Source organism: Methylobacterium aerolatum (genome assembly GCF_022179085.1).
GTDB classification, from domain to species: domain Bacteria; phylum Pseudomonadota; class Alphaproteobacteria; order Rhizobiales; family Beijerinckiaceae; genus Methylobacterium; species Methylobacterium aerolatum.
Genome location: NZ_BPQE01000001.1, coordinates 92,887 through 117,453, shown reverse-complemented (window position 1 = coordinate 117,453; position 24,567 = coordinate 92,887). Strand labels below are relative to the sequence as shown.

At 64.0% G+C, this 24,567-nt stretch carries 26 protein-coding genes and 1 tRNA gene; 12 read left to right on the top strand and 15 right to left on the bottom strand.

What is annotated here, in order from left to right; translation table 11 throughout:
* Positions 1-205 precede the first annotated feature (205 nt).
* The gene (locus MFF06_RS00485) at positions 206-397 is read left to right on the top strand and encodes a hypothetical protein (protein WP_238201008.1); all 192 of its coding nucleotides are present in this window, start codon (positions 206-208) and stop codon (positions 395-397) included.
* A gap of 777 nt (positions 398-1,174) precedes the next feature.
* On the opposite strand, the gene MFF06_RS00480 is transcribed toward MFF06_RS00485, so the two are convergent.
* The 3 genes from MFF06_RS00480 to MFF06_RS00470 all read right to left on the bottom strand — a co-directional run bounded on the left by MFF06_RS00480 (position 1,175) and on the right by MFF06_RS00470 (position 3,932).
* Positions 1,175-1,471 (bottom strand): hypothetical protein, encoded by a 297-nt coding sequence (locus tag MFF06_RS00480; protein ID WP_238201007.1) that lies wholly within the window; start codon positions 1,469-1,471, stop codon positions 1,175-1,177.
* 299 nt (positions 1,472-1,770) lie between these two features.
* Positions 1,771-2,316 carry an OmpA family protein gene (locus tag MFF06_RS00475; RefSeq protein ID WP_238201006.1) on the bottom strand — a complete coding sequence of 182 codons (546 nt, stop codon included), beginning with the start codon at positions 2,314-2,316 and terminating at the stop codon, positions 1,771-1,773.
* A complete protein-coding gene (locus MFF06_RS00470; protein WP_238201005.1) occupies positions 2,298-3,932 on the bottom strand; it encodes a C1 family peptidase in 1,635 nt (544 codons plus the stop codon). The genes MFF06_RS00475 and MFF06_RS00470 overlap by 19 nt, the downstream gene beginning before the upstream one ends.
* Before the next feature lie 145 nt (positions 3,933-4,077).
* Here MFF06_RS00470 and MFF06_RS00465 point away from each other — a divergent pair, with 145 nt between their 5' ends.
* From MFF06_RS00465 to MFF06_RS00455, 3 genes are all read left to right on the top strand, one after another.
* Complete coding sequence (locus tag MFF06_RS00465) at positions 4,078-5,790, top strand: caspase family protein (RefSeq protein WP_238201004.1); 1,713 nt, start codon at positions 4,078-4,080, stop codon at positions 5,788-5,790.
* Entirely contained in the window at positions 5,757-6,392 is a 636-nt protein-coding gene (locus MFF06_RS00460) for a hypothetical protein (RefSeq protein ID WP_238201003.1), read from the top strand. The genes MFF06_RS00465 and MFF06_RS00460 overlap by 34 nt, the downstream gene beginning before the upstream one ends.
* A 111-nt stretch (positions 6,393-6,503) precedes the next feature.
* Positions 6,504-7,031, top strand: coding sequence for a hypothetical protein (locus tag MFF06_RS00455; RefSeq protein ID WP_238201002.1), 528 nt, complete (start codon positions 6,504-6,506; stop codon positions 7,029-7,031).
* A 220-nt stretch (positions 7,032-7,251) separates the two neighbouring features.
* On the opposite strand, the gene MFF06_RS00450 is transcribed toward MFF06_RS00455, so the two are convergent.
* From MFF06_RS00450 to MFF06_RS00435, 4 genes are all read right to left on the bottom strand, one after another.
* The gene (locus MFF06_RS00450) at positions 7,252-7,575 is read right to left on the bottom strand and encodes a VOC family protein (RefSeq protein WP_238201001.1); all 324 of its coding nucleotides are present in this window, start codon (positions 7,573-7,575) and stop codon (positions 7,252-7,254) included.
* Between the two features lie 451 nt (positions 7,576-8,026).
* Positions 8,027-9,913, bottom strand: coding sequence for a DUF6538 domain-containing protein (locus MFF06_RS00445; protein WP_306421636.1), 1,887 nt, complete (start codon positions 9,911-9,913; stop codon positions 8,027-8,029).
* Positions 9,914-10,033: 120 nt separating this feature from the next.
* Positions 10,034-10,108: transfer RNA gene (locus tag MFF06_RS00440), tRNA-Gln, on the bottom strand.
* A 75-nt stretch (positions 10,109-10,183) separates the two neighbouring features.
* A complete protein-coding gene (locus MFF06_RS00435) occupies positions 10,184-10,912 on the bottom strand; it encodes an SDR family NAD(P)-dependent oxidoreductase (RefSeq protein WP_238200999.1) in 729 nt (242 codons plus the stop codon).
* A 178-nt stretch (positions 10,913-11,090) separates the two neighbouring features.
* On the opposite strand from MFF06_RS00435, the gene MFF06_RS00430 reads away from it, so the two are divergent.
* Positions 11,091-11,312 carry a hypothetical protein gene (locus tag MFF06_RS00430; RefSeq protein ID WP_238200998.1) on the top strand — a complete coding sequence of 74 codons (222 nt, stop codon included), beginning with the start codon at positions 11,091-11,093 and terminating at the stop codon, positions 11,310-11,312.
* 20 nt (positions 11,313-11,332) lie between these two features.
* Here MFF06_RS00430 and MFF06_RS00425 read toward each other — a convergent pair whose 3' ends face one another.
* The 3 genes from MFF06_RS00425 to MFF06_RS00415 all read right to left on the bottom strand — a co-directional run bounded on the left by MFF06_RS00425 (position 11,333) and on the right by MFF06_RS00415 (position 12,943).
* Positions 11,333-11,713 (bottom strand): phage holin family protein, encoded by a 381-nt coding sequence (locus tag MFF06_RS00425; protein ID WP_238200997.1) that lies wholly within the window; start codon positions 11,711-11,713, stop codon positions 11,333-11,335.
* A 131-nt stretch (positions 11,714-11,844) separates the two neighbouring features.
* Positions 11,845-12,648 carry an ABC transporter permease gene (locus tag MFF06_RS00420; protein WP_238200996.1) on the bottom strand — a complete coding sequence of 268 codons (804 nt, stop codon included), beginning with the start codon at positions 12,646-12,648 and terminating at the stop codon, positions 11,845-11,847.
* A gap of 139 nt (positions 12,649-12,787) precedes the next feature.
* Positions 12,788-12,943 (bottom strand): hypothetical protein, encoded by a 156-nt coding sequence (locus MFF06_RS00415; RefSeq protein ID WP_238200995.1) that lies wholly within the window; start codon positions 12,941-12,943, stop codon positions 12,788-12,790.
* A gap of 332 nt (positions 12,944-13,275) precedes the next feature.
* Between MFF06_RS00415 and MFF06_RS00410 the strand changes: the two genes are divergently transcribed.
* A complete protein-coding gene (locus tag MFF06_RS00410; RefSeq protein ID WP_238200994.1) occupies positions 13,276-14,736 on the top strand; it encodes a methyl-accepting chemotaxis protein in 1,461 nt (486 codons plus the stop codon).
* 7 nt (positions 14,737-14,743) lie between these two features.
* Here MFF06_RS00410 and thpR read toward each other — a convergent pair whose 3' ends face one another.
* Both thpR and MFF06_RS00400 read right to left on the bottom strand, forming a co-directional pair.
* Positions 14,744-15,283 (bottom strand): RNA 2',3'-cyclic phosphodiesterase, encoded by a 540-nt coding sequence (thpR, locus tag MFF06_RS00405; protein ID WP_238200993.1) that lies wholly within the window; start codon positions 15,281-15,283, stop codon positions 14,744-14,746.
* A gap of 129 nt (positions 15,284-15,412) precedes the next feature.
* Complete coding sequence (locus MFF06_RS00400) at positions 15,413-16,018, bottom strand: arylesterase (protein WP_238200992.1); 606 nt, start codon at positions 16,016-16,018, stop codon at positions 15,413-15,415.
* Positions 16,019-16,162: 144 nt separating this feature from the next.
* Here MFF06_RS00400 and MFF06_RS00395 point away from each other — a divergent pair, with 144 nt between their 5' ends.
* The 4 genes from MFF06_RS00395 to MFF06_RS00380 all read left to right on the top strand — a co-directional run bounded on the left by MFF06_RS00395 (position 16,163) and on the right by MFF06_RS00380 (position 21,533).
* On the top strand, positions 16,163-16,864 hold the full coding sequence (locus MFF06_RS00395) for an ABC transporter ATP-binding protein (RefSeq protein ID WP_238200991.1): 702 nt from the start codon (positions 16,163-16,165) through the stop codon (positions 16,862-16,864).
* Positions 16,865-16,943: 79 nt separating this feature from the next.
* Positions 16,944-19,511, top strand: coding sequence for an ABC transporter permease (locus MFF06_RS00390; protein WP_238200990.1), 2,568 nt, complete (start codon positions 16,944-16,946; stop codon positions 19,509-19,511).
* A 247-nt stretch (positions 19,512-19,758) separates the two neighbouring features.
* Positions 19,759-20,532, top strand: a complete 774-nt coding sequence (locus MFF06_RS00385; protein WP_238200989.1) for a Bax inhibitor-1/YccA family protein — start codon at positions 19,759-19,761, stop codon at positions 20,530-20,532.
* A 107-nt stretch (positions 20,533-20,639) separates the two neighbouring features.
* Positions 20,640-21,533: a dihydrodipicolinate synthase family protein gene (locus MFF06_RS00380; protein ID WP_238200988.1), complete on the top strand. Its 894-nt coding sequence runs from the start codon at positions 20,640-20,642 to the stop codon at positions 21,531-21,533.
* A 118-nt stretch (positions 21,534-21,651) separates the two neighbouring features.
* Here the strand turns inward: MFF06_RS00380 and MFF06_RS00375 are convergent, their stop codons facing one another.
* Entirely contained in the window at positions 21,652-22,020 is a 369-nt protein-coding gene (locus MFF06_RS00375) for a DUF2794 domain-containing protein (RefSeq protein ID WP_238200987.1), read from the bottom strand.
* 466 nt (positions 22,021-22,486) lie between these two features.
* Here MFF06_RS00375 and bluB point away from each other — a divergent pair, with 466 nt between their 5' ends.
* Both bluB and MFF06_RS00365 read left to right on the top strand, forming a co-directional pair.
* Positions 22,487-23,125 carry a 5,6-dimethylbenzimidazole synthase gene (gene bluB, locus MFF06_RS00370; RefSeq protein WP_238200986.1) on the top strand — a complete coding sequence of 213 codons (639 nt, stop codon included), beginning with the start codon at positions 22,487-22,489 and terminating at the stop codon, positions 23,123-23,125.
* A gap of 169 nt (positions 23,126-23,294) precedes the next feature.
* Positions 23,295-23,792 (top strand): L,D-transpeptidase, encoded by a 498-nt coding sequence (locus tag MFF06_RS00365; protein ID WP_238200985.1) that lies wholly within the window; start codon positions 23,295-23,297, stop codon positions 23,790-23,792.
* Between the two features lie 113 nt (positions 23,793-23,905).
* On the opposite strand, the gene MFF06_RS00360 is transcribed toward MFF06_RS00365, so the two are convergent.
* Positions 23,906-24,214 carry a cupin domain-containing protein gene (locus tag MFF06_RS00360; RefSeq protein ID WP_238200984.1) on the bottom strand — a complete coding sequence of 103 codons (309 nt, stop codon included), beginning with the start codon at positions 24,212-24,214 and terminating at the stop codon, positions 23,906-23,908.
* Between the two features lie 67 nt (positions 24,215-24,281).
* Positions 24,282-24,521, bottom strand: a complete 240-nt coding sequence (locus MFF06_RS00355; protein ID WP_238200983.1) for a DUF1674 domain-containing protein — start codon at positions 24,519-24,521, stop codon at positions 24,282-24,284.
* Positions 24,522-24,567: the final 46 nt, after the last annotated feature.

The following is a 24,567-nucleotide window of genomic DNA, read 5'->3' as shown; positions in this document are numbered from 1 at the left end:
CTTGAAGGCGGGCGCGAGCACCGTCTTCATCATGGTCTGGCCCCATCGCTTTCGACCCATGCCTATTGATCGTGACGGGGGAGGAACACCGCCGATGAAATGACATCGGCGGTGAGGCAACAATATTGGTTACGCAGTTCGGCGGCGCAGGCTCGCGATACGATCGTGCAGAACGGTGCGAAGCTCCTCAACGAGGAATTACATCATGACCGAGAACCAGACGACTAAGACACCCAGCTTCCTGATGGCGGTCAAGCGCATCGAAGCGCTGACCCAAGAGATCCGGAAGGATGGATTGGCGGCCTTCGAGAAAGCCGAAGCCGCTTACGGAGAGATCCAAGAGCTTCGCACCGTTCTGCACGATCGTATCGCGAGCCTGCGCCGCCGAACTGCGTAACCAATATTGTTGCCTCACCGCCGATGTCATTTCATCGGCGGTGTTCCTCCCCCGTCACGATCAATAGGCATGGGTCGAAAGCGATGGGGCCAGAGGTTTGGGTACGCGTACAAATCCCGATAGGACCTATGCCTCGAATATGGAACGAATGACGGCGCAAACAGGGGGCACCGGCTTGGTCCGCTATCACGGAGACGCTCTCGACCAAATGCCGGTAGCTGGCCGAAAGCTGCTGGTCTGCTTTCGGTTGCGCGATGCAGGAAACCGGACATCCCAGCATACTCGCTGCTAGCGTCGGAAAGCTACGTTTCGCCGACGTTTGAATAGCTGACACGGTTTTCCGACGGGCTAGCAGCCATTTTGGCGGCCGAACACGCGTACCCAGCGATCGTCGGGAAAACGTTCGTTTTCCGGACACAGAGATTGAGACAGCCGGACGGCTGCCCAGGGTGAACCACTGCCGGTCCGCTTCCGGGTGGCAATCAACGGAAGCGGACACCGCCTCCATGCCCGCTCCCGACCTGAAGAAGCGCCTCGCAATGTCCGATACGTGGCAGTCCAGCTTGCCGGTCTGCTATGAACGGCTTGTTTGAGAAAGTTCGTTTTGGATGGTCTTACCAAAACATCCACAACGGACCGGTGGCTATGGTTCGCCTAGACATACCCAAACCAGACCATGTCAGTCGGCTGCTTCAGGTCCTACTAGCCGACTCCAAATCGGGATAATTAAATCATCTATTTGCGGCAAGCGCAATATAATAAAGCAATATAAAAATCTCATTTAATATTCGCGGATGCATCTCCGCATCCCATGTTTTTCATGTTATTTGATACTTGACCAGCTGTATCAAACGCACCTTGAGTGTTCATTTTTAACACTGCTCTCCCAAGTTCGATACATATTTCTGACATCATCTTTTTCTGCGGGATCAGATATTCGTTTATTAATTTAATATTTTGCTCATTTTTATTGACCTTGCTGTTCATGTTATATACAAAAATAGTTAGACCAACAAATGCGCCCGCGATCGTCATTGCACTACCAAATGTTCGGATCGCATCTTTATCAAACACAACTACCCTCCATCGCGTTGAATATATTTATGCTCTATAGACCAATAATAAAATTGTCAATATTGCAATTGACATCAATATCAGCATCAAGCTCCTATTTGATAACGGTTTTGCATCTAAAGAATAAACTGGAAAAATCATACATATCAGAATTTTAATAAAAATATCCAAATCTTTACCCCGGTTTTATCGCCGAAAGTTTTTGTCTAGCACACCCTTTGGCTACAGATTTCCTTCGGCAGTATCTCGTATAATTCGCGATCTCATTTTCAAAATAATTAAAATGATATCCAAGCAATTTAGCTGTTCGGCCCCAGGTTTATGATCTGAACTCTACGGTTTGCTGGGCTGTCGGGTTGATTAGGTGCTACGAGCCTGCTCTTGCCGTACCCAACTGCTTGCAGGCGGCTTGGATCGATATCGTAGAAGAATATGAGGTGGTCGCGTGCGGCTTTGGCACGGGCCTCAGACAGTCGCTGATTGTACTGCTCACTTCCCTTTGCATCGGTATGTCCGGCGATCAGGAAGGAATACTGCGCCAATCGTGGATCCTGAAACGCCATTCCAAGCCGTTTGAGAATTAACATCTCTTCTCCGCCAAGCTTCGCGGAGTCATAGGCGAAATTGATTGTAAGATCAATCGAGGGAGGACCTGCTTCTTTACCGGGGACAACCTTGATACCCCGCAATGACCGGGTTTCAGCAGCCGTCGCGGGATTGAGAGAGCGTATGATTTCTTCCGTCGTCGGAATTGATGAAGACGGTTCCTGCGCGAAACAAGCTGACCCGCTTAGAAGCGTTCCAAGCAGAGCAAGAGCAGTAATTTTCATGGCAGAGCCAACCACGCCGGGATCACGGAAGATTTTGAGGTTATGATCGCATCAACGCCGGCAGAGACGACCCGGTCAGGGGCCGTCGGGTCAGGCTTGGCTGCAAGTGCCTTCCTCAGCGCGGTCAGGAACTCTCTTTCGGTTTCCTGCGTCGGGCGAGGGGAGGCAAAAAGTGGGCTGCGTGAAGCAAGGACAACCAACATCTCGCGACCGAACGGAGGGGCTACTTTGAACTTGGGGCCTGTGCCGTCGAGCGCTCCAAAAACCATTCTGTCTGATGGGGGCACAGCCTTGAGGTGCAGATTGTCGGGCTGGATGAGATGGACGACCGAGCCATCAGCCTGGATGTAGGCGGCGTGGATGAAGCTTGGATAGGCTGGACTTTCGACGGTGATCCGCAGGTAGTCGCCCTCCTGTGTGCCTTTGCCGATGCCCTCGATCTTGACCTTCGGCCTATCCGCCTGAGCCAACGCCTTTTCGAGCGTGAGCAGCACCTCGCATTGCGGCCAGGGCCGAACAGCCACATTGACATCAGCATTCATCGCCTGGGCGCGCTCGCTGAGCGTCAGCAAATCACCGTCGGAACCCACGAACCCAGAGAATGTGACCTTCTCACCCTGTCTCTTGCCCTCGACGTGCCCGCACTTGAACTCCGCTACCGGAACTGGCGTGGGTGTAGGCAAAGGCTTCGGATCGATATGGACGACCGGTGTCGGAGCTGGTGTAGGCGTCGGCGGCTTGATCTGCACCACAGGTGGAGAAGGAACCGGCGTCTCCTTCCGCTCGGGTACGACTGGCTTCAAGGGTCGCATTACGTAGGCTTCACGGACCTCTGACTGAAAGGAAGCGTAGCTTATCCAACCAAATCCCTGATCACCCCATTGCTCTCCCCAGGAATTGATAAATTTGAACGCCTGACGTCTCTCATCATAGCCAACAATCGAGACTGCGTGCCATACATCCCCTTGGGCCCCAACAACTTGATAAATCTGGCCACGGCGAAGTTTATGAAATTCTTTTGTCGATCTCAGCGACACAATTACAGGATGTCCCTTCGCAAGTTCACCCTTGACTTGATCTAGTGAGCGATAATCAACAGCAAGCCACCGATCGATTTTGAAGTCGCTCGTTTGATACGGCTTGTCAGATCCAGGAGCGCTGCATTTAGAGGGGTTATAAGGGTAGTTTTTTATCGACGGCGAGCCCGAAACCCGCAGTAGATTGAGGGCGCTAACGATACTTGCGCCGGAGTCACATTGATTTTTATTAGGTATTATGTTGTTATATATGTAGGATGGACTTGGAATATTGCTTGCTTCATGAACGTTCCGCCCTTCGGCCGCTTCAGAATAGTAGCCACGGGCAGCGTATCCGACTGCCCAGCCAACACATGAGCCCTGGTTACCTTGGCTTCCAGGCCTCGGAAAGTGAGAAGCTAAGTCAGTCTTCCCAGGCAGGAATGCTCGGTATTCCGGAGTTTTCGGGAGCTTCGCGAATTCCTCAGGAGAGAGCGGCTGCGAGCCTGTACCCTGCTGCTCCTCGGCCTCGACAGGTTGGCCGACCGCGCAGGTAGCGGTGGCGCTCACGATGCACGCGATCGCTAAAACCGAACTCGCAAGGCCGCGCAACATGTGAACCATCTCGTAATCAGCTTTTCAACGGCCGAGCTTTGAGTCATAAGCGGGACTCACTGGGCCTGCAACGGCGGATCGAGAGATGGCAGGCAGTCTAAGTACTTTTAATAGTGCTATTCGTATAGCAACTCTGATAGCGTTTGTGGTCGTCGCTCAGATATTTGATCATAGCGCGACCGCCTTCGCTCAGGAGGCTATACGAGCGACACCCGTCAAACTAAGCGAAGCAATTCCCTCGACGAAACGCTTCGCATTGGTGATCGGCAACAGCGCCTACCGCAACGTGCCCGGCCTCAGGAACACCAAGAGCGATGCGGCGGCGATGGCCGTCAAGCTGCGGGGACTCGGCTATGAGGTCGTGCACGCGACTGACCTCGACCGGCGCAGCATGAACGAGACGATCACGAGCTTCCTCGCCCGCATCGAGCCAGGCAGCGAGGTGCTCGTCTACTACTCCGGCCACGGCGTCGAGCTGAACGGATCGAACTACCTGCTGCCCGTCGACATCCCGGCCCTCTCACCGGATCAGGAGAGGATGCTCCGGACCGAAGGGGCGAACCTCACGGACCTTTTGCTCGACCTGGAAGGTCGATCCCCCCGGGTCACCCTCGTCATCCTGGACGCCTGCCGCGACAATCCTTTCCGCGAGGCGAATGGCGGCGCCACGACGCGATCGCTCGGTGCGACACGGGGCCTGGGGCGGGTCGACCCGCCCCGCGGTACCTTCGTGATCTTCTCCGCGGGCGTCGGCGAGCAGGCGATCGACAACCTTGGGTCGCAGGACACCAATCCGAACGGTCTGTTCACCCGAAAACTCCTGCCCCTGATCGGCCAGGAGGGCCTTGAGATCCGGCCGATGGTGCAGCGTCTGCGGGCCGAGGTTCGTGAGGCCGCGCTCTCAGGCAACGGCCGTAGCCAGATCCCGAGCTACTACGATCAGCTGCTCGGCGAGTTCTATTTCCGGCCGAAGTCGCAGGAGACCGAGGTGCCGACCCAGAACAGCTGCGACCGCCTCGTAGACGCCGATGCGAGTGCGACCTCTGTGCTCAAAGCCGACTTGGAAGCCGGCCTGGAGGCCTGCACGTCGGCCGTCACGCAGTTCCCCAGTGAAGCGCGGTTCGTGCGTCAGCTCCAAGCCGTGCAGGAGCAGCGCATGGTGCAGAGGGCGCTCAACTCAGATCAAGCGGACCTCTCGCGCGCCTATCTGCTCCTTTACCCCGCTGGACGCTTTGCTGCCGACCTCCGAGCGCACATCGCGACGCTCGGCAGCGCCTCGGAGACAAAGCGTGCGCCGGAGCAACCTGTTAATGTACCGGTACCATCCCCGCCGACTCCGATCGTGGTTCCCCAAGTCGACCTTGGTCGCGTCCTCCAAACCGAACTGAAGCGCGTCGGATGTGACCCAGTCTCTGTTGATGGGACATGGGGACCCGCGTCCACAAGGGCGATGATAAATTACAACCGCTTTACTCACGTCAGCTTCGAGACAGCAAAGCCGACAATAGAAGCGCTGGAGGCCGTACGAGGGCATTCTGAACGTATCTGCCCGCTGGTCTGCAGTCGGGGAGAGCATATTGTCAGCGATAAATGTGTTCCAATCACCTGCAAATTTGGATTTCGACAAGACTCGATGGGCCTATGCGCTAAAATTGAACGCCCTACTAGAAAAATTCAAGAAGAAATCTCGAATAATAAAGTGAATAACAATCGTCCTACTGAGACAAGAAGGAAATCAAATAATTATCGTCTAGCTAATAACAAAATTAAACCGAGCGGCCGTAGATTATTCGGAGACGACCTTACTCCTCGTAAGATAGGCGGATGTCAGTATTTCAATGGCATAAGTGCCTGCTAAATATAAACGTCACAGGTTCTGTGAATTGGGGCAATATGGCAATGAAGCTTGTAAGATATCCTGCAGCCATGAAAACAAAGTATAGAGTCTTTACTTGCTTGCTAGCACCTGCTTGCTTATTAATCCACTCAGAGGTTGCATCAGCGGAGTGCCTCAGGAGTAAATATAAAGCGTCAGTAACAAAGGCGTTTGTAGCCAATTTTGTTGGTATTGATAAAAAAACTCAAGCAATTGTTACAGAGTCACATAATGAACTCAAGTATTGTTTGAGTGGAAGCAGGGTTACTGCTGACTTAGACAATCTGTCAGCCGAGCTGAATGGGGGGAAGGCGACTCTGTCACAAGTTAGAGATGGAGTTCCAGTTACGTTTTTTCTTGAGGGAACTAGATCTGGAAATATATATACTTTTCACAGCGGATTCACTGGTGAATTTGGTATGACCGGTAAGGGCGTCTTGGACGTCTATGTCAAGTTTAGTGTAAAAGGAAGTCAGTGCAAAATCATTGCCGGTCATGCCTACAACACTAGTTTGAATCGTAGCGGTCTAGGTGTTGCCAGAAACGAGAATTTTTTAAGCAATATAGAATGCCAATTCGATTAAAGCGACTTTTTTGAGAAACAGCAAGGCGTCATATCTTAAAATTCCCGACTATAGCATCTCTGATTAAAATAATATTTTTTGCAGCTTATCTCTCGAATTGGAGCATCTAATATGCAAACGCTCTTCTTTAGTTTGCCCTGCTTGGTGTTGGTAGGCGGGTCGATATTCTATCCGGGATCTGCATCAGCAGCGTGTCTACGTGCTAAGTACAAATCTTCTGTGCAAACCGCAGAAATAATGATGAATAATTCGAGTAAGAAAGAACGATTTACATCAACTACAACGATTGACTCTAGCAATTTTTGTTTAGATGGCGACCGATTTACATCCGACAAACAAAATATTTCCGCCAAATTAAATGCCGGAAGAGTATCTGTTTCAGAAATTAAAGACGGAGTTCCGGCAGTATTCTTTTTGGAAGCACGTCAAAGAGGAAATATTTATACGTTTATTGGTGGTTTTACTGGAGAATTTGCTGTCGGCAAGGGGGTTTATGAAAACTATATAAAATTTAGAGTAGAAGGTAATAAGTGTACGATTATCGATGCTTATAACAAAACTACCAACCTAAATCGGTCTGCGTTAGCATGGGCGCGTAACGAGAAATTTGCCGGCAATATATATTGCATGTTTGATTGATTGATTATATCTGCATTTTGCTGTTTTGTATTTTTATTTGCTTATTCAAAAATTGTACGTATCATATCTTGATATTTAATCTGTAAACACTGTCGCGCGAGAGATCGTCGACCGAACATCTAGATCGGTACGCCCGCGGATTGCCCTGGCTTCGTGTAGTGCGTCAGGTGGTGAAAGTGGATTTCGGTCGGAGTGATTGCACTGACCTCACCACCCAGCCTTACTGCTTAAACTTGATCGTCGCGCCGTCGGGGCCAACGGCATAGATCACCCGCGTTCCAGCCCGCGCGCCGCTTGCTATTGACTGCGGAATGCCTTGCGCCTTCCAGCCGTAGTCGGCGATCCGCACCAGGAGCGCGTCGCTGTCATCGACGACAAGGGTCAGATGCGCGAAGCCAGGGTCGAACGGCTTGGCTGGCGCGCTTGGTCGCTCCCAGCCATGATACTCCAGGAGTTCAATCGTCTGGTCCACCAGCGAAACAATTGCCATGCGCACCTTCGCCCCAGGTGTCCCGGTCACCTGACCGAGGAACTCTCCCCCCATCCCCCCGTCCGCACAAGCCGTGCGCCGAGCCCATCGATCCAGAAACGAGGCGCCTCGTCGAGGGAAGCGACAGCGAAGCCGACATGATCGGCGCGCCGTACGTGGATGCCTGTCTGTTTCTTAATCAGGGATGGTCTAGCGGCAAACGCCCATTCGTCCGCAACGGATGGTGACCGGTCCTTCGGCTATGTCCGCTTCGATGCTGGCGCTGCTCGAAACCAGATGGACGGAAATCCACTCAGGTCGGTCGCCGGCACTCCATCAACTACGGTAGCTTCCGAGCACACAGATCCGAGAAGGGAGTAATCGACTGAAGACAAATTGCAAAGCTTCTGCTTTTGGGCATCGCTCCGGTTTTAGGATCAACTGCCCCTCGTCGGGTTCCACCTACGCCTGCGATGTCTGATCGCGGACACCATGAACTGCCGATATATGTCTTGGTCGCTGTTTTTTAGACGGGCTTTCGATTTCGCGCTGCATCGATCATCCTCGGGACGTCAATTGGCAGAACAAGACGATCGACTACATCCTTGAGCGTCTGCAGGGTCTGGCCTTTATTGTAACGATCCATTTCGGATCGTCTCACCGAACTCTCGTGTCCGATAAGCTCCTCTACGAAAGCACGCTGAACGCCGACGTTACAAAGAAGCGTTGTCGCAGAATGTCGAAAAGAATGAAACACGACCTCGTCGCGTACGCCGTGATGCGACTTAAAGCGCTGAAACCATTTCCCGAAAGAGCTACCGAATGACGTACTCTCTCCGTCCTTAAGAACATCCTTCTTCTCGGCGCCCGCCTCACCCTCGCACAAGAGCATTTCATTCTCGCCTCTCCCCTCCACCAAAGCCTCGATCACGCCGAGGCTCAACAGATTCTGATGAAGAGGGATCCACCGAGCGCTCCCTTCAGCTTTCAGCTCCAGGGCCGGATCCACAAGATTGAAGTGCCAGATCCCGGTCTCTGCATCTTTCACGACGTGTCGTACCCGGAGTTGGAAAATCTCACCGCGCCGCATGCCACTGTGAGCGCCGATCAGGATCCCCCAGTAGCGCTCATCGCGCAGGACCTGTAAGCCCGCCTTCTTCCAACTGCGGCGACTACGAATTCCAAAGAACAAATCTGCATTTAGTACGGCTTCGAGTTCGGCTTGATTCCAGGCTGGACGCTCATCCCGTGTCCTGTGATGCCGACCTCGGGCGCGGTTCACGTTGATGTGCAGACCCTCGAAGATCGATGGCGCACCCTTGGCGACGACTTCGTTGACCTGAGCCCACGGCCAGATACCCGACAAAGCCGCGAGGTGCCGGTTGAAGGTTTGCGGCTTCAGCCGATCGATGCCGGTCTTACCGTTGCAATGCTCGATCAGGCCGCAAATGCCGGCTCGTCGCTGAATGTCGCGCCACTCGATGCACTTGTCGTAGTTACCAGGTAGGCTGAGCAGAGCACGCCTAAATTCCGCGGCATCGGCCGGACCATAGTCTACGAGTGGTTTGTCGCCACAAATCTCGGTGAATAGACGCCCTGTCGACTGAGCTTGGCGGGCAATAGACTCTTTCCATTCGTTATGTCTGACGCGGTCACCGGTATAGGCCACCCAGACGTCGCTAAACAACCTTCGAGTTTGACGTGCCTTATCTTTCGCCGGCGTGTCAGACCGCGACGGCGGATTTGAGACGATCGAACGATGAGCGGCCGCATGAAGGGGATGATGAGGCAGGACGACGTCGCGCAGGTAGGTCAACATGTCCTCGGCAACCTTGATTTCGGCGTCGAGCAGCGCGCGGCAAAGCGCGTCTTCATGAGCGGTCGAGTCGAGGTCGATCTCGTTGCGGAAAGCGAGCTCCCCTGCCGCGCTGCGATAGGATGCGAGATTGTTGAGTGAGCGGTCACGCTTCAGGACTTCCAATCGGCCCTCATAGAGAAGCACCCATTCGGCCGGATCATTGAGGGTGCCCTTCGGACCATCTCCGACGAAATCGATGCCCTCGATTATTCCGTCTTCAGGTGTCGCGTTGTCGACGCCAGGAAGATTCTCGCTCTTGGGGTAGCGCCCGATGTACGTAATGAGGCCTTCGTGCTTGATGGACGCGGAGTCTAGGTACTGCTCCGCGAGCCGGGCAATGTCGGCGCGTGTGAGCGACCGATCGAAACGGACGATCGTGAATATCTTCTCCGTCTCATCCCACAGCTGTTGCGCCATCCGTCGAGCCTCCCCCGGCGTGGCCTGCCCAAGCGAGCGCAGGATCTCGCGCTGGCCAAACCGCTGGCGCAGGTCATGGGGGATGATACGGCGAAAAAAGACCGTTTGTCGGCGGCGGCGGAGGTGGGTGCTAGGCAAGGCAGGAATCCCTGCCGTCCAGACGAGTGGACCTCCCGAGTGGACCTGGACGGAGTGGTCGGCCCGGGCGGGTCCGAAAACAGCCGGAGAATCAACGGCCGACTGAGAATCTTGAGCCTTTGGCTGGGGCGCCAGGATTCGAACCTGGGAATGGCGGTACCAAAAACCGCTGCCTTACCACTTGGCGACGCCCCAAGGGTGGTGGTGTCCTAGACGGGCCACTTCGGTCTGGCAAGCCTCGTTCTGCGGGGTGAACGGAGGGATCGCGCGTCAGGGTGGGACGGGGCGGCCGTCCCAGGCGATGACTTGGCCCGTCTCGGCCGGCGTCAGGCCGTCGAGCACCGCGAGGAGGTTCGCCGCCGCCTCGGCGGGGGTGAAGACGCCCGGCTGGTCCGGATCGGGATGGAAGGGGCCGGAGAGGTCCGTGGTCACCGTCCCGGGGTGGAGCCCCGCCACGACGGCCTCCGGCCGCGTCCGCGCCACCTCGATCGCCAGGGTGCGGAGGATCTGGTTCAACGCGGCCTTCGAGGCCCGGTAGCCGTACCAGCCGCCGAGCCGGTTGTCGCCGATCGAGCCCACCCGGGCGGAGAGGGCGGCGAAGACGCATCGTCCCGTCCGGGGGAGGAGCGGCACGAAGTGCTTGGCGACGAGGGCCGGGCCGGTCGCATTCACCGCGAACAGGAAGGCGAGGGCATCGGGATCCAGGGCCTTCAAAGCCTTCTCCGGGGTGATTCCCGGCCCGTGCAGCACGCCGCTCGCCACGATGACCCGGGCGACGGGGATCCCGTCCCCGGCCACCCGGGCGGCGGCCTCGCGGATCGTGGCCTCGTCCGTCAGGTCGATCCGCCCGCCCGTCGCGGGGGCGGGGAGGGGGCATGGGCCGCGCGACAGCGCGACGACGGGCCCGGCCGCCGGGTCGTCCGCCCGCCCCTCGCAGAGCCGCGCCACGAGGGCGCGGCCGATCCCGCCGGACGCCCCGATCACCACCGTCTTGCCCATCGTCCCCCGTCCGGTTCCCGCTTCCGGCAGGCTCTTTCCAAGCCCCCGGCAGGCTCTTTCCAAGCCCCCGGCAGGCCGTGCCCACAGCCCCGGCGGGACGACGCGCGGGGAACGGGCAAGTTGCGTTAACCTTTCGTCAACCCTGTCTGCCCACCCTGCCGGGGAAGGAGCCGGGGCCATGCCGCGACGCAGGACATTCGATGCGCTGAGCGAGGCGCAACTGGCCGCCGGCCGTATGGCACCGCGCCGGGTCGCCGGAATCGCCCGCTTCCGGCCCTGTGCCCCCCGGCCGGTGGGCGACCTGCTCGATGCCATCGAGCACGTGGCGGAAGCCGCCACCGGCGACCGCAGCTTCCTGCATGTCGTGCCCCGCGGCGGCCGGGACGATCCGGCCGCCTGACGCGCAAGCCCTGCCGATCCCTACGGCGCGGGCGGCGAACCGCCGGGGCGGCCGGTCCGGGCCCAGCTGCGCCACGGCTCCAGGTTCGAGAGCGCGAGGCGCCGGAGGCCCAGGACCGCGAGCGTCACCGCCACCGCGATGAAGGGCAGGGCCACGACGAAGGCCGAGACCAGGGGGGCGCCCGTCAGCGCGGCGATCATCTTCACCAGGGCATCGAGGCCCAGGAAGAAGGTGACGATCGCCAGGACGGGGATCGCCCCGAGAATCGCGGCGAGGCGGATCCAGGCGCGGAGATTCGCATCCGTCTCCATCCGCGCGAGCGTCAGCATCCGGCCGACATGGCCCGAGCCGTCGCGCAGGGCCGCGATCAGCAGGGTGTGGAGCGGGACGGTCTCGCGCACTCGATGGTTCCCGGACGGGTCGGCAGACGGGCCGGAGGGCGGGTCTCAGGACGGGCGAGCCGCGGGGATGGCCGACCCTCCTCGCCCCCGCCGCCAACGGCAGCCGGGGCGTTCCGTTCCGCCCGGCCTCGTCAGGTCCGCTTGCTGACGACGTGCTTCACCAGCAGCAAGCCGACCGACAGGCTCGTGAGGGCGAACATGACGACGTAGAGGTAGTCCACCCGGAGCCCCACCGAGGGGTAGTAGGCCGACCGCACCCACTCGGTGAGCTGCAGCGCCGGATTGTACTTCATCCAGACGTAGATCTTCTCCGGCAGGAAGCTCGGCATGAAGATGATGCCGCTGGCCACGTACATCACGATGTTGAACAGGGCGTAGCCGATGAGCCAGCCGGGAAAGAAGCCCACGATGGCCACGTTGACCACGCCGACCCCGATGCCCAGCAGGATCGCCGCCAGATAGCCCGTCACCGCCACGAAGCTGTCCGTGGGCCGCGGATCGATGCCGAGGGCGACCAGCACGGAGACGATGAGCAGGAGGCCGATGAATCCCGTCACGATCTCCACGAGCACCCGGGCCAGGATCAGGTCGAACAGCTTGACCTGGGGGTAATAGGTGAGGGGGCGGTTCACCAGGACCGCCTTCATCACCTCCCGCGAGATGTACTGGAAGATCAGCACCGGCACGGCGCCCGTGGCGAAGAACAGGGCCGAACTCGTTCCCACCGGGGCGGGGATGTGCTGGAACGTGTAGATGCCGATGAGCGCGAAGATGTGAATGCAGGGCCACAGGACCACGACGGCGTAGCCCCACAGCGTGCCGCCGAAGCGGGTGCGCATGTCGCGCAGCATCAGCGCGTGGACGACGTGGAGGTAGGATTCGAGCGGGCTGTACGGGTTGCCGCCCCGCGCGGTTGTCGTCAGCTCTGCCGCCATGGATGTCGTCTTCCCGCCGTTCCGGCCGTCGGCCTTCGCCGTTCACCGCGCGGCCGGAGACGATCTGATGGGGGGGGAAAGCGACGAAACTACGTCGCGGCGGGGTCGTCCCGCCGCGGCCGGCGACCGGTCGCCGGCCTCAGAGCATCCCGCCGAAGCCGGTGCGCTCGATCTGCGCGCGCTGCTCGGCGTACTGGGCGGCGCCGCAGCGGCTGAGCGCCCGGCCGAGGCGGGTCACGAGGCGCGGGGCCGTGGTGGAGATCTCACGCACGAGGGCCTGGGCGAGCATGGTCATGGGTCGGTTCCGGAGCGGCCGGATAGAACGATCCGGCGTATTGCGTCGCAGCAATATGCGCCGAGCCTCGCCAAACCGTTAGCGCGGCGGCATCAGACCGGATCTGCGTGCGCTGCATCAATCCGGCCGTACCCGGCCTGTGGATTGTGCGATGCCGCACGATTCGGGCGGGCCGACGGAGGATCCGCGCCGGGCCGGGACGGCGCTCGGCCCTGCGGGCGGAGATTGATTGAATTCACGTCACCGATCGCGCCGGCCTCACCCTATGGAGTCATGGTTCGCTAAAACGTTTGTGCGACCAACAGGCTGTAAATGCCGAGGGGGTCAGGACGATGTTTGGGCGGCCGAAATACAGCGAAGCGCAGTCGATGATCGAGGCGCTTCACCGGTCGCTCGCCATCATCGAGTTCGACATGGACGGGACGATCCTGACGGCGAACGAGAATTTCCTGAGGGTGATCGGCTACGATCTCGCCGAGATCCGGGGCCGCCACCATCGCATCTTCGTCGAGGAGCAGACCGCGCGCGATGCCGCCTACGAGGAGTTCTGGACGACGCTGCGGGAGGGGCGGTTCGTCTCCGGCGAGTTCATGCGTCTGGACAAGCACAAGCGCCACGTCTGGCTGGAGGCGACCTACAACCCGGTCGTGGGGCCCGGCGGCCAACCGGTGAAGGTGGTCAAGTTCGCCGCCGACATCACCACCAAGAAGAACGAGGTCAGCCGCCTCCTCACCATGATCGACGACATGCCCGTCGCGGTGATGACGGCCGATCCGAAGAACGAGTTCCGGATCAACTACCTCAACAGGACCTCGACCACGACTTTGGGGACGATCGAGCATCACCTGCCGATCAAGGTCGCGGACATGCTCGGCCAGTCCTTCGACATCTTCCACAAGAACCCGCATCACCAGCGCTCGATGCTGGCCGACGAGAGCCGCCTGCCCCACCGGACGAAGATCAGGGTCGGGCCCGAGACCCTCGATCTCCAGGTTTCGGCGATCAAGGATCCGACGGGCAACTACATCGGCCCGATGCTGACCTGGAAGGTCGTGACGGCGCAGGTCGCCATGGCGGCGGAGGTGTCGAAGATCGCCGAGGCGCTGGGCAACGCCATCGAGGAGATGCGCCGCTCCGCCGAGGGCCTGAACCGGTCCGCCGACGAGGCGAGCGGGCGCGCGTCCTCGGTTGCCGCCGGATCGGAGGAGATGGCGAGCACCATCAAGGAGATCTCCGGCCAGGTCGGCCGGGTCTCCGAGCGCGCGACCGAGATCGCCGACCAAGCCGGCACCACGGACATGACCGTCCGGGCGCTGGCGCAGAAGACCGGCCAAGTCGATTCCGTCGTGGCGATGATCAAGTCGATCGCCGACCAGACCAACCTCCTCGCCCTCAACGCCACCATCGAGGCGGCGCGGGCCGGGGAGGCGGGACGGGGGTTCGCGGTGGTCGCGGCCGAGGTCAAGGAGCTCGCGGGCCAGACCGCGCGGGCGACCGACGACATCACCCAGCAGATCCACGCCATCCAGAACGCCACGGGCGAGGCGGTCTCGGCCATCGGCACGATCACCTCGGCCGTGGCCGAGTTGTCCCAGCTCACCCTGGCCATCGCCGGGGCGGTCGAGGAGCAGGCGGCCTCGACGCAGGAGATGACGGTCAACATCGCCGGGGTGTCCTCCGCCGCCGGGGCGACGGGCGCCCTGGCCGAGACCGTCCGGGAGATCTCCGAGCGCCTCGCCGCGCATTCGGGCGGCCTCGGCGCCACCATGGAGACCTTCCTGAAGGCCGGCTGAGGTCCCGTCAGGCGAAGGGGATCTCGGCCTCCGCGACGTAGGGGCCGCCGCCGGTCGATTCGCGGGCCGAGTACACCGTCACCCGGTCGGTGGTGAAGGTCAGCGGCGTGAAGACGGGCGCTTGAGACAGGTACATCGCCACCGCCTCGGGGCTCGCCTCCCGGCGGAGCCGGGCGAGGGTGACGTGGGGCGTGAAGCGGCGGGACTCCGGCGCGAGCCCCGCCCGCCGGGCGAGGCGCTCCTGTTCGGCCTGGAGGTCGAGGAGATCGGGGGAGGGGTCGGCCGCGGCCAGGATCGCCCGCGGCTTGCCCCCGCCGAAGACGCTCAAGCCCTCCAGCGTGACGCCGAGCGGCCCCCGCGGACGGATCTCGCCGAGCAGGTCGAGGAAATCCTCGGCGACCGTGCGCTCGACGTCGCCCAGGAAGCGCAGGGTCAGGTGGAAATCCTCCCGCTCGATCCATCGGGCGCCGGGCAGCCCGCCCTGGAAGGGCGCGAGCCCGGCGGCGATCTCCGGCGGCACGGCGAGGGCGGTGAACAGGCGCGGCATCGTCTCACGGTCGACTCAGCGTTTCCAAAGGACAAGTCCTTTGGTGGGGTCCAGGGGCAAGGCCCCTGGGGTCGCGCAGGGCTCCGCCCTGCACCCGCCAAAGGACCGAGTCCTTTGGGATCCCGGATTCTACCGGGCGGGGAGGGTGTCGAGGAAGCGCTCGACCGTGGGGAGCATGCGGCTCGCCATCGTCTCGACGCCCTTCACGTTCGGGTGCAGCCCGTCGTCGAGGTGCTGCCCGGCATCGCCGATGATCCCGTCGAGGAAGAACGGGTAGAGGATCACGCCGTACTGTTTCGCGAGATCGGGATAGATCGCGTCGAACTTCGCCCGGTAGTCCGGCCCGAGATTGGGCGCCGCCTGCATCCCGGCGAGCAGGACGGGGATGTGCCGGGCCTTCATCCGGTCGAGCATGGCGGTAAGGTTCCGCCGGGCCACCGCCGGGTCGGTGCCGCGCAGCATGTCGTTGGCGCCGAGTTCGATGATCACTCCGTCCGTGCCCTCCGGCACCGACCAGTCCAGCCGGTCGAGGCCACCGGTGGTGGTGTCGCCGGAGACGCCGGCATTGGCGATGGTCACGTCCCGGCCCTTGGCCTTCAGCATCCGCTCCAGCACGGCGGGGAAGGCGGCGTCGGCTGGCAGGCGGAAGCCGGCGGTGAGGCTGTCGCCGAAGGCCACGAGCCTGACGGGGCGCGGCGCGGCGGTCGCCGCGGCGGCGGAGAAGATCAGGCTCATGAGTGCGGCAATCACGGCGGGATACGGGAAACGGCGGCGCCTGTCATGGCGCAGCCGCATTGCATCACCCATATCGCGGCGAAGGTTCAACCGGCGCGAAGCCGTGCGTCTCGTGTTCTTCATCGCCCACAGATCGGACAGACCATGAGCGACGGCAAGGCGTCCCCGGCGACGGCGATCCGCCTGGAGGGCATCGATCTCAGCCTCGGGCGCGGCGCCGCGCGGGTCCACGTCCTGCGCGGGATCTCGCTGGCGGTGGCGCGCGGCGAGGCGGTGGGCCTCGTCGGCCCCTCGGGCTCCGGCAAGTCGACGCTCCTGATGGTGATGGCCGGGCTGGAGCGGCCCGATGCCGGGCGTGTCGTGGTTGAGGAGACCGATCTCGTCGGCCTCGACGAGGACGCGCTCGCCCGCTTCCGGGGGCGGCGGATCGGCATCGTGTTCCAGTCCTTCCACCTCGTCCCGACCATGACGGCGCTGGAGAACGTCGCCCTGCCGCTCGAACTCGCCGACCGGCCCGGCGCCCACGCGCGCGCGCGGGCCGAGCTGGAGGCGGTCGGCCTCGGGCACCGGCTGCACCACTATCCCGCCCAGCTCTCGGGCGGCGAGCAGCAGCGCGTCGCCATCGCCCGCGCCGTCGCCCCCGATCCGGCGATCCTGGTGGCGGACGAGCCCACCGGCAACCTCGACGAGACGACCGGCCGCCAGATCGTGGACCTCCTGTTCCGCCTCAAGCGCGACCGGGGCGCGACGCTCGTCCTCGTGACCCACGACAACGGCCTCGCCCGGCTGTGCGACCGGACGGTGCGGCTGCGCTCGGGCGTGGTCGAGGAGGCGGTCGCGGCGTGAGAGCTGATCCGCCCTCCCTTCCACGGGCGAGGGGGATGTGCACGATGAGGGACACGGTAGACATCATGCACGGCACCCTATGCACGGCACCCTGACCCGGCCCGATCCGGCTCCCCGCCGCAACCCGCTGGTCCTGCGCCTCGCGCTGCGCGAGCTGCGCGGCGGGCTCTCCGGCTTCGGCGTGTTCCTCGCCTGCATCGCGCTCGGCGTCGCGGCCATCGCCGGGATCGCCTCGGTGTCGCGCTCCCTGTCCGACGGGCTCGGGCGGGAGGGGCGGCGGATCATCGGCGGCGACCTCAGCTACAGCCTCGTCAACCGTGAGGCGACGCCGGAGGAGCGGGCCGTGCTCGCCCGGGAGGGGCGCCTCGACGTCGTCGCGTCGCTCCGGGCCATGGCGGTGGCGCCCGTCGGCGACGCGGCGCTGGTGGAACTGAAGGCCGTCGATCCCGCGACCTACCCGGCGGCGGGCGACCTCGTGACCGAACCGCAGGCCCCCCTCGCGGACCTCCTCGCCGGGACGGACGGCGTGCCCGGCGCGCTGGCGGACCCCGCCCTCCTCACCCGCCTCGACCTCAAGCCCGGCGACCGGATCACGCTCGCCGGGCATCCGGTCACCCTGCGCGGCACGATCCTCTCCGAACCCGACAAGATCGCGGGCGGCATCGGCTTCGGGCCGCGCCTGATCGTCTCGCAGGAGGCCCTGCGCGGCACCGGCCTCGTCCAGCCCGGGAGCCTCAGCCGCTGGAGCTACCGGGTGCAGCTCCCCCCCGGCACCGCCCTGGAGCCGGTGGAGGCGCGGATCGCGCAAGCCTCGCCGGAGGCCGGATGGTCGATCCGCAGCCGGTCCAACGCCGACCCGCGTTTCGCCCAGAGCATCGAGCGGTTCACGCAGTTCCTGACGCTCGTCGGGCTCACGGCGCTGATCGTCGGCGGCGTCGGGGTGGCGAACGCCGTCCACGCCTTCGTGGAGCGCAAGCGCGGTTCCATCGCGACCCTGAAGAGCATTGGCGCGCCGGGCTCCACCGTCGTCGCCCTCTACCTGACGCAGGTGATGCTGATCGCCGGACTCGGCACGCTGGTCGGCCTCGCCGTCGGGGCGAGCCTGCCCTTTCTCGTGGAGGCGCTGTTCTCCGAAAGCCTGCCCCTGCCGCTCAACCCCTCCCTCGCGCCGGGGGAGCTGGCGCTCGCCGCCGCCTACGGCCTGATCACGGCCTTCGCCTTCGCGATCACGCCCCTCGGGCGCGCCCACGACGTGCCGGTCTCCGGGTTGTTCCGCGATACGGTGGATCCCGCGCGGGTGGCGCCCCGGCGGCGATACCGGATCGCGCTGGCCCTCGCGCTGGCGCTCCTCGTCGGCCTCTCGGTGGCGACCGCCTTCGACCGGCGGGTGGCGATGATCTTCATCGCGGCGGCGGGGATCGCCTTCGCCCTGCTGCACGGCGTGGCGCTCGGGCTCATGGCGGCGGCCAGGCGCCTGCCGCATCCGGCGCGGGCGGCGCCGCGGATGGCGCTCGCCAACCTCCACCGGCCGGGTGCGCTCACGCCGACCATCGTCCTCTCCCTGGGCCTCGGCGTGACGCTCCTCGTGACCCTGAGCCTGATCGACGCCAACGTCCGCCGCACCATCAGCGCGACCCTGCCGGCCAAGGCCCCGAACCTGTTCTTCCTCGACATCCCCTCCCGGGACGCCGACCGGTTCCGGGAATCCCTGCGGGCGCAGGCCCCTGCGGCCAAGATCGAGGACGTGCCGATGATGCGCGGGCGCATCGTGGCGCTCAACGGCGTGCCCGTGCGCCAGATCCGCCCGCCGGAGGACGCCGCCTGGGTCCTCGACGGCGACCGGGGCGTAACCTACGCCGAGGCGGCGCCGGAGGGGACCCGCGTGGTGGACGGCCGCTGGTGGGATGCGGGGGAGGGGGCCGGCCACCTCGTCTCCTTCGAGGCCGACCTCGCCAAGCTGCTCGGCCTCAAGGTCGGCGACACCGTCACCGTCAACGTGCTGGGCCGCGACGTGACCGCGACGATCTTCAACCTGCGCAAGGTCGAGTGGCGCAACCTCGGCATCAACTTCGTGATGGTCTTCTCGCCCGGCACCTTCAAGGGCGCCCCCCACTCGGACCTCGCGACCCTGAGCCTGCCGGGCGGACCCGATGCCGCCACCGAGAACCGCATCCTGCGCGGCGTCGCCAAGGATTTCCCCTCGGTCACCTCCGTGCGGGTGAAGGACGCCCTCGACGCGGTGGGCGACCTCGTCTCGCGCCTCGTCCTGGCGATCAGGGGCGCGAGCGGCGTGGCGATCCTGGCGAGCCTCCTCGTCCTCGGCGGGGCGGTGGCGGCGGGCCACCGGGCGCGGCTCTACGACGCCGTGGTGCTGAAGGTGCTGGGCGCGAGCCGCTCCCGGCTGCTCACGGCCTACGCCCTCGAATACGCGGCGCTGGGCCTCGCCACCGCCGTCTTCGGACTCCTCGCCGGGAGCCTCGCGGGGTGGGTGATCGTCGCCAAGGTGATGCACCTCGAGTTCCGGCTCGATCTCTCGGGGGCGCTGCTCGCGGCGGGCGCGGCGGTGGCGCTGGCGGTGCTGCTTGGGCTCGCGGGCACGGCGCGGATCCTCGGCCAGAAGCCGGCGCCATACCTTCGGGAGTTGTAAGGATTCCGTGAGTCCTTCGACCAGTGAAAGTCGGGTCGTCCGGGCAAGGTTCGGGTTTAATCCCGGAATACATGAACAAATTTACATGCTCGGAGCGTCGAAAACCGCGCGCCGAACCTCGGCCGGGCCTTGTGCCGGGCCTCGTCCCGCAACATATTCCTGGCCGAGGCGCCACCCGGCGCCAGAGGTCCTGCGTGGGCCTCGCCCGAAACACCACGCTGTAGAGAGCCTCCGCAAGGACACTCCCATGGCCTTCGAGAACAGCCCCTTCCGCTACGGCCAGCAGCAGCAGCCGGCCGGCTATGCCGGGACCCAGGTCGAGGTCGACCAGGGCCTGCGCACCTTCATGCTCGGCGTCTACAACAACATGATCGTGGGGCTCGGGATCTCCGGCCTCGTAGCGCTCGGCCTCAACATGGCGTCGGTCGCGGCCTACCAGGGCACGCGGCCGGTGCTGACGCCCTTCGGCGCCACGCTCTACACAAGCCCCCTCAAGTGGCTGCTGATGCTCGCGCCGCTGGCCTTCATCTTCGTCTTCTCGTTCCGCATGGACCGCATGTCGGCCTCCTCGGCGCGGACGATGTTCTTCGCCTTCGCGGCGGTGATGGGCGCCTCCATGTCCACCCTCCTCCTCGTCTTCACGGGGGCGAGCGTGGTCCAGGTGTTCTTCATCACGGCGGCGGCCTTCGCGGGCCTCAGCCTGTGGGGCTACACCACGCGCCGGAGCCTCTCGGGCATGGGCTCGTTCCTGATGATGGGCCTGATCGGCATCGTCATCGCCTCGCTGGTGAACATCTTCCTCGCCTCGTCGGCGATGCAGTTCGCGATCTCGGTGCTCGGCGTGCTGATCTTCGCGGGGCTCACCGCCTACGACACCCAGAAGCTCAAGGAGATGTATCTCTACGGCGGCTTCGACGGTGAGATGGCGGCCAAGATGTCGGTGAACGGCGCGCTGACGCTCTACCTCGACTTCATCAACATGTTCCAGTTCCTCCTCTCGCTGGTCGGCGACCGCCGCTAAACGAGACGGACTGGACGAAAGAAAGCCCCGGCGGGACACCGCCGGGGCTTTTTTGTTGCGGGATCCCAAAGGACGAGTCCTTTGGGATCCTCGACCAGAGCCGATCCATGAGCGCGTTCACCGGCCTTTCCGCCTTCCCGATCACGCCCTGCGACGCCGCCGGGCGGCTCGACGAAGAGGGGCTGCGCCGCCTGCTCGCGCCCCTGGTCGAGGCCGGGGTCGACTCGATCGGGGTGCTGGGTAGCACCGGCACCTATGCCTACCTCACCCGCGAGACGCGGTGCCGCGCCGTTGCGGTCGCCGCCGAGGCGGTGGCGGGCCGGGTGCCGCTCCTCGTCGGCATCGGGGCGCTGCGCACCGACGAGGCCGTGCGGTTGGCCCGCGACGCGCGGGAGGCGGGGGCCTCGGCGGGGCTGCTGGCGCCGGTCTCGTACACGCCGCTGACCGAGAAGGAGGTCTTCGACCACTTCGCCGCCGTGGCGGGGGAGGGCGGCCTGCCCCTCGTGATCTACGACAATCCGGCGACCACCCATTTCCGCTTCACCCCGGCGCTGATCGGCCGCCTCGCCCGGTTGCCGGGGGTGGCCGCCGTCAAGTGCCCCGGCCCGTCACCCGAGGCCGTGGCCCGGACCGTGGCGGAGTTGCGCGGGACCGTGCCCGGAGGGTTTCCCCTCGGCTTCAGCGGCGACTGGCACGCGACGGAGGCGATGATCGCCGGCGGGGTGGCGTGGTACTCCGTGGCCGCCGGCCTGTTTCCCCGCCCCTGCCAAGAGATCGTCCGCGCCGTGCAGGCCGGCGAGACGGACCGCGCCCGTGACCTCGACGCGGCGATGACGCCCCTGTGGGACCTGTTCAAGGCCCATTCAAGCCTGCGGATCGTCCATGGCCTCGCCGAGCCGCTCGGCCTCGGCCGCCCCGTGCTGCCGCGCCCCCTCCAGCCCCTGCCGGAGGCGGTGCGGGCGCAGGCGCTGGCGACGGTGCGGGCGATGGGGCTCGCCTGAACGCGGGGCGGGAACGACCCCGGCGATCCCCTGAACCCCCATCGTCATGGCGAGCGACGGCGAAGCGATGACGCAGGTATGTGCGGCCCGTGCGGTCGTGCTCCCAAACGTCCGGGACTCACACCGCCCGGGGGCCGTCCAGCACGGCGATGACCCGGGCGAGGTCCGATCCACGCTTCAGGATCTGGCCGCTCGCCGCGATGACCGAATAGGCCCCCTGGCGGCGGGCGAGCTTCGGATCCTTCTCGATCCGGTAGAGCGGCATCTCGGAGGTGCGGCGGTAGATCGAGAACACCGCCTTGTCCCGCCGGAAATCGAGGGCGTAGTCGCGCCACTCGCCCTCGGCGACACGGCGCCCGTACAGGTTGAAGATCACCCGCAACTCGTCCCGCTGGAAGGCCACCTGGGGCGGCGCGCCAGGGGACGGAAAGGGAATGACGTGGCCCGCCTCGTCCGGCCGCGACCCAGCGCTGGTCCCTTCGCTCATCATCGCTCCTGGTACTCGCAGCAAGGGTCAGCCCCGGCCGAGGCCGTTGGTAAACCCTTAGCCGGGATGATGGTCCCCGCCGCCGCGGCCCGCAAGGGGGCGGCCGGGGCGCCGCCAAAGGGGGCTGCCCAAGGGGCGGCGAGGGGGCGGCGAGGGGGCGGTGAGGGGTCTGGGCGAGTGCGGGTCCGCGTGTTACACGCGACACGATCAAGCGACAAACTTCACCGTTTTGCCGAATTTGCTCCTTTTTCGAGCCATGTTGCGCGCGTACAACAAAGATCGAACCTCGCCGGCTCAGCCCGGCCGTCGGCCGACACCGTGCCCCCCAGCTCCGGCCGCCGTCCATCCCGGTCGAACCGGCACTCCGAGGTTTCGAGACCCAAGCGACTTCAAAGGCCGCCCCACCCGGGCGGTCTTTTTTTGCTTTTGCAGGATGACCCCGGGACCGGATATGGCCTGTCGCACCATGGCCCCGCCCGAATTCGACGCCGCCTTCGTGCACCGGCTCGACACGCTCCTCGCGTGGCGCCGGGACGTGCGCCGGTTCCGCCCCGATCCGATCGACGAGGACATGCTCCGGGCCTGCCTCGCCGCCGCCCACCGGGCGCCCTCCGTGGGCAACAGCCGCCCCTGGCGCTTCGTCCGCGTCTCCGATCCCGCCCGCCGCGAGGCGGTGACGGCGAGCTTTTCCGCCTGCAACGCCGCCGCGGCCGAGGGCTACGCGGGCGAGCGCGCGGCGCGCTACCGCGCCCTCAAGCTCGCGGGCCTGCGGGAGGCGCCCGTCCACCTCGCGGTCTTCTGCGACGGCGGGACCGCCGCCGGCCTCGGCCTCGGCCGCCACACCATGCCGGAGACCCTCGACTATTCCGTGGTCGGCGCGGTGCAGGTCCTGTGGCTCGCCGCCCGGGCCCGGGGTCTCGGCCTCGGCTGGGTGTCGATCCTCGATCCCTGCGCCGTCACGGCGATCCTGGCGGTGCCGCCGGGCTGGCGGCTCGTCGCCTATCTCTGCCTCGGCCTGCCGCAGGAGGAGCATCCGGATCCCGAACTGGAGCGCCATGGCTGGCAGGCGGAGGATCCGAGCGGCGCCGAGCTGTATGAGCGGTGAGGCTTCGCTCTCAGTAGTTCTCAGCAATCGTCCGCTCGATTCACTTCACTTCTTTACCCAACCCAAGAGTTCCGGGGGCTAGGACTCCATAAACCATAGCTTTTTCTGGAACGCGCAAGCGCAGCCGTGAATTGATGGCCCATACGCTCACGCTTGCGGAGTTGCCGGGATGTCTCGTCGGGGGTCGGTTGTGTTCGCTGTGGCCGCGCTGCTCGCGGCGGGGTCGGCCTCGGCCCGGGAGGTCGTCCCCTTCGATGCGGCCTCGGCCGGGTCGATCGTGATCAGCGTGTCCCAGCGCAAACTTTACTTGGTCAACGGCGACGGCACGGCGATCCGCTATCCCGTCGCGGTGGGCAAGCCCGGCAAGCAATGGTTCGGCACGGTGCGGATCGACGGCAAGTACGTCGCGCCGGCTTGGTCCCCGCCGTCGGACGTGAAGCGCGACAACCCGCGCCTGCCCAACCTCATCGCGGGCGGTTCGCCCCACAACCCGATGGGCGCCGCCGCCATGACGCTGGCCGGGGGTCAGTACGCGATCCACGGCACCAACCGCCCCAGCTCGATTGGCACCTGGGCGTCCTATGGTTGCATCCGCATGTACAATCAGGACGTGGTCGATCTGTACCAGCGGGTGGATGTCGGCACCTCGGTCACGATGATGCACTGACGGGCTGCCGGGGAGGGGCCGCGCCCACTCCTCGACAGCCGATCGACCGTTCGTCCACGCCCGCGACGGTGCGAAGACGGTCTGTTGCAGTCCGCCGACGTCCGGGTCGTGTCCTACTTCGCCGGGGGCGAAGTCGCCTCGACGGCGGTGAAGGTCTCGAGGATGCGGTAGGTGTGCTCCGTACCCGCCGGCACGAGGTAGGAATCGCCCGGCGCGAGGCTCACCGTCTCGCCGCCGAGGATTAGTTCCGCCCGGCCGCTCACCACGTAGCCCACCGTCTCGTGCTCGGAGCGGGTGGCCGGCTTGTCGGCGTTCGGCTCCTCGTTGCGCCACAGCCGCATCGCCACGCGTTCGCCTGCGGCGAGGCCGATCTCCCCGTGCGGCCCCTCGACCGCCTGCTTGGCCGAAACCTTCGTCGCCATCGTCGTTCTCCCGATCGAATGGCAGGGCAACGGGTGCAGGCGGCGGCCGTTCCGGGCGGATGCCCTGCTAAAAGTCGACCGCCAGGCCCTTCACTTCCCAATCCTCGTAGCGCACCGGCTCCAGGCCGCCCCGGCCCTGGCGCTCGGGCTTGGCCCGGATCGCGGCGGCGCGGGCATCGATGGCGGCGCGGCGTTCCGCCGCCTCGGCGAGGGCGCGCTCGGCGGCGGGGCTGAGGGGGCGGCGCGGGGCGGAGTCGTCGCCGCCGGGCGTCGCATCCTCGGCGTGGGGCGTGTCTCGGTCTTGCATCGGGCGGTCTCGGATGGGAGGGCGTTGCCTGGCGGCAAAGATCAGG

Excerpts from the sequence above, each read along its gene's own strand:
- MFF06_RS00435 (WP_238200999.1), bottom strand. The coding sequence starts at position 10,912 with ATGGGCAAGACGGTGGTGATCGGGGCGTCCGGCGGGATCGGCCGCGCC.
- MFF06_RS00365 (WP_238200985.1), top strand. The coding sequence starts at position 23,295 with ATGTCTCGTCGGGGGTCGGTTGTGTTCGCTGTGGCCGCGCTGCTCGCG.
- MFF06_RS00420 (WP_238200996.1), bottom strand. The coding sequence starts at position 12,648 with ATGGCGGCAGAGCTGACGACAACCGCGCGGGGCGGCAACCCGTACAGC.
- MFF06_RS00400 (WP_238200992.1), bottom strand. The coding sequence starts at position 16,018 with ATGAGCCTGATCTTCTCCGCCGCCGCGGCGACCGCCGCGCCGCGCCCC.
- MFF06_RS00455 (WP_238201002.1), top strand. The coding sequence starts at position 6,504 with ATGCAAACGCTCTTCTTTAGTTTGCCCTGCTTGGTGTTGGTAGGCGGG.
- MFF06_RS00460 (WP_238201003.1), top strand. The coding sequence starts at position 5,757 with ATGTCAGTATTTCAATGGCATAAGTGCCTGCTAAATATAAACGTCACA.
- MFF06_RS00385 (WP_238200989.1), top strand. The coding sequence starts at position 19,759 with ATGGCCTTCGAGAACAGCCCCTTCCGCTACGGCCAGCAGCAGCAGCCG.
- thpR (WP_238200993.1), bottom strand. The coding sequence starts at position 15,283 with ATGCCGCGCCTGTTCACCGCCCTCGCCGTGCCGCCGGAGATCGCCGCC.
- MFF06_RS00430 (WP_238200998.1), top strand. The coding sequence starts at position 11,091 with ATGCCGCGACGCAGGACATTCGATGCGCTGAGCGAGGCGCAACTGGCC.
- MFF06_RS00375 (WP_238200987.1), bottom strand. The coding sequence starts at position 22,020 with ATGAGCGAAGGGACCAGCGCTGGGTCGCGGCCGGACGAGGCGGGCCAC.
- MFF06_RS00410 (WP_238200994.1), top strand. The coding sequence starts at position 13,276 with ATGTTTGGGCGGCCGAAATACAGCGAAGCGCAGTCGATGATCGAGGCG.
- bluB (WP_238200986.1), top strand. The coding sequence starts at position 22,487 with ATGGCCCCGCCCGAATTCGACGCCGCCTTCGTGCACCGGCTCGACACG.
- MFF06_RS00360 (WP_238200984.1), bottom strand. The coding sequence starts at position 24,214 with ATGGCGACGAAGGTTTCGGCCAAGCAGGCGGTCGAGGGGCCGCACGGG.
- MFF06_RS00450 (WP_238201001.1), bottom strand. The coding sequence starts at position 7,575 with ATGGGGGGAGAGTTCCTCGGTCAGGTGACCGGGACACCTGGGGCGAAG.
- MFF06_RS00485 (WP_238201008.1), top strand. The coding sequence starts at position 206 with ATGACCGAGAACCAGACGACTAAGACACCCAGCTTCCTGATGGCGGTC.
- MFF06_RS00415 (WP_238200995.1), bottom strand. The coding sequence starts at position 12,943 with ATGACCATGCTCGCCCAGGCCCTCGTGCGTGAGATCTCCACCACGGCC.
- MFF06_RS00355 (WP_238200983.1), bottom strand. The coding sequence starts at position 24,521 with ATGCAAGACCGAGACACGCCCCACGCCGAGGATGCGACGCCCGGCGGC.
- MFF06_RS00470 (WP_238201005.1), bottom strand. The coding sequence starts at position 3,932 with ATGTTGCGCGGCCTTGCGAGTTCGGTTTTAGCGATCGCGTGCATCGTG.
- MFF06_RS00380 (WP_238200988.1), top strand. The coding sequence starts at position 20,640 with ATGAGCGCGTTCACCGGCCTTTCCGCCTTCCCGATCACGCCCTGCGAC.
- MFF06_RS00390 (WP_238200990.1), top strand. The coding sequence starts at position 16,944 with ATGCACGGCACCCTGACCCGGCCCGATCCGGCTCCCCGCCGCAACCCG.
- MFF06_RS00395 (WP_238200991.1), top strand. The coding sequence starts at position 16,163 with ATGAGCGACGGCAAGGCGTCCCCGGCGACGGCGATCCGCCTGGAGGGC.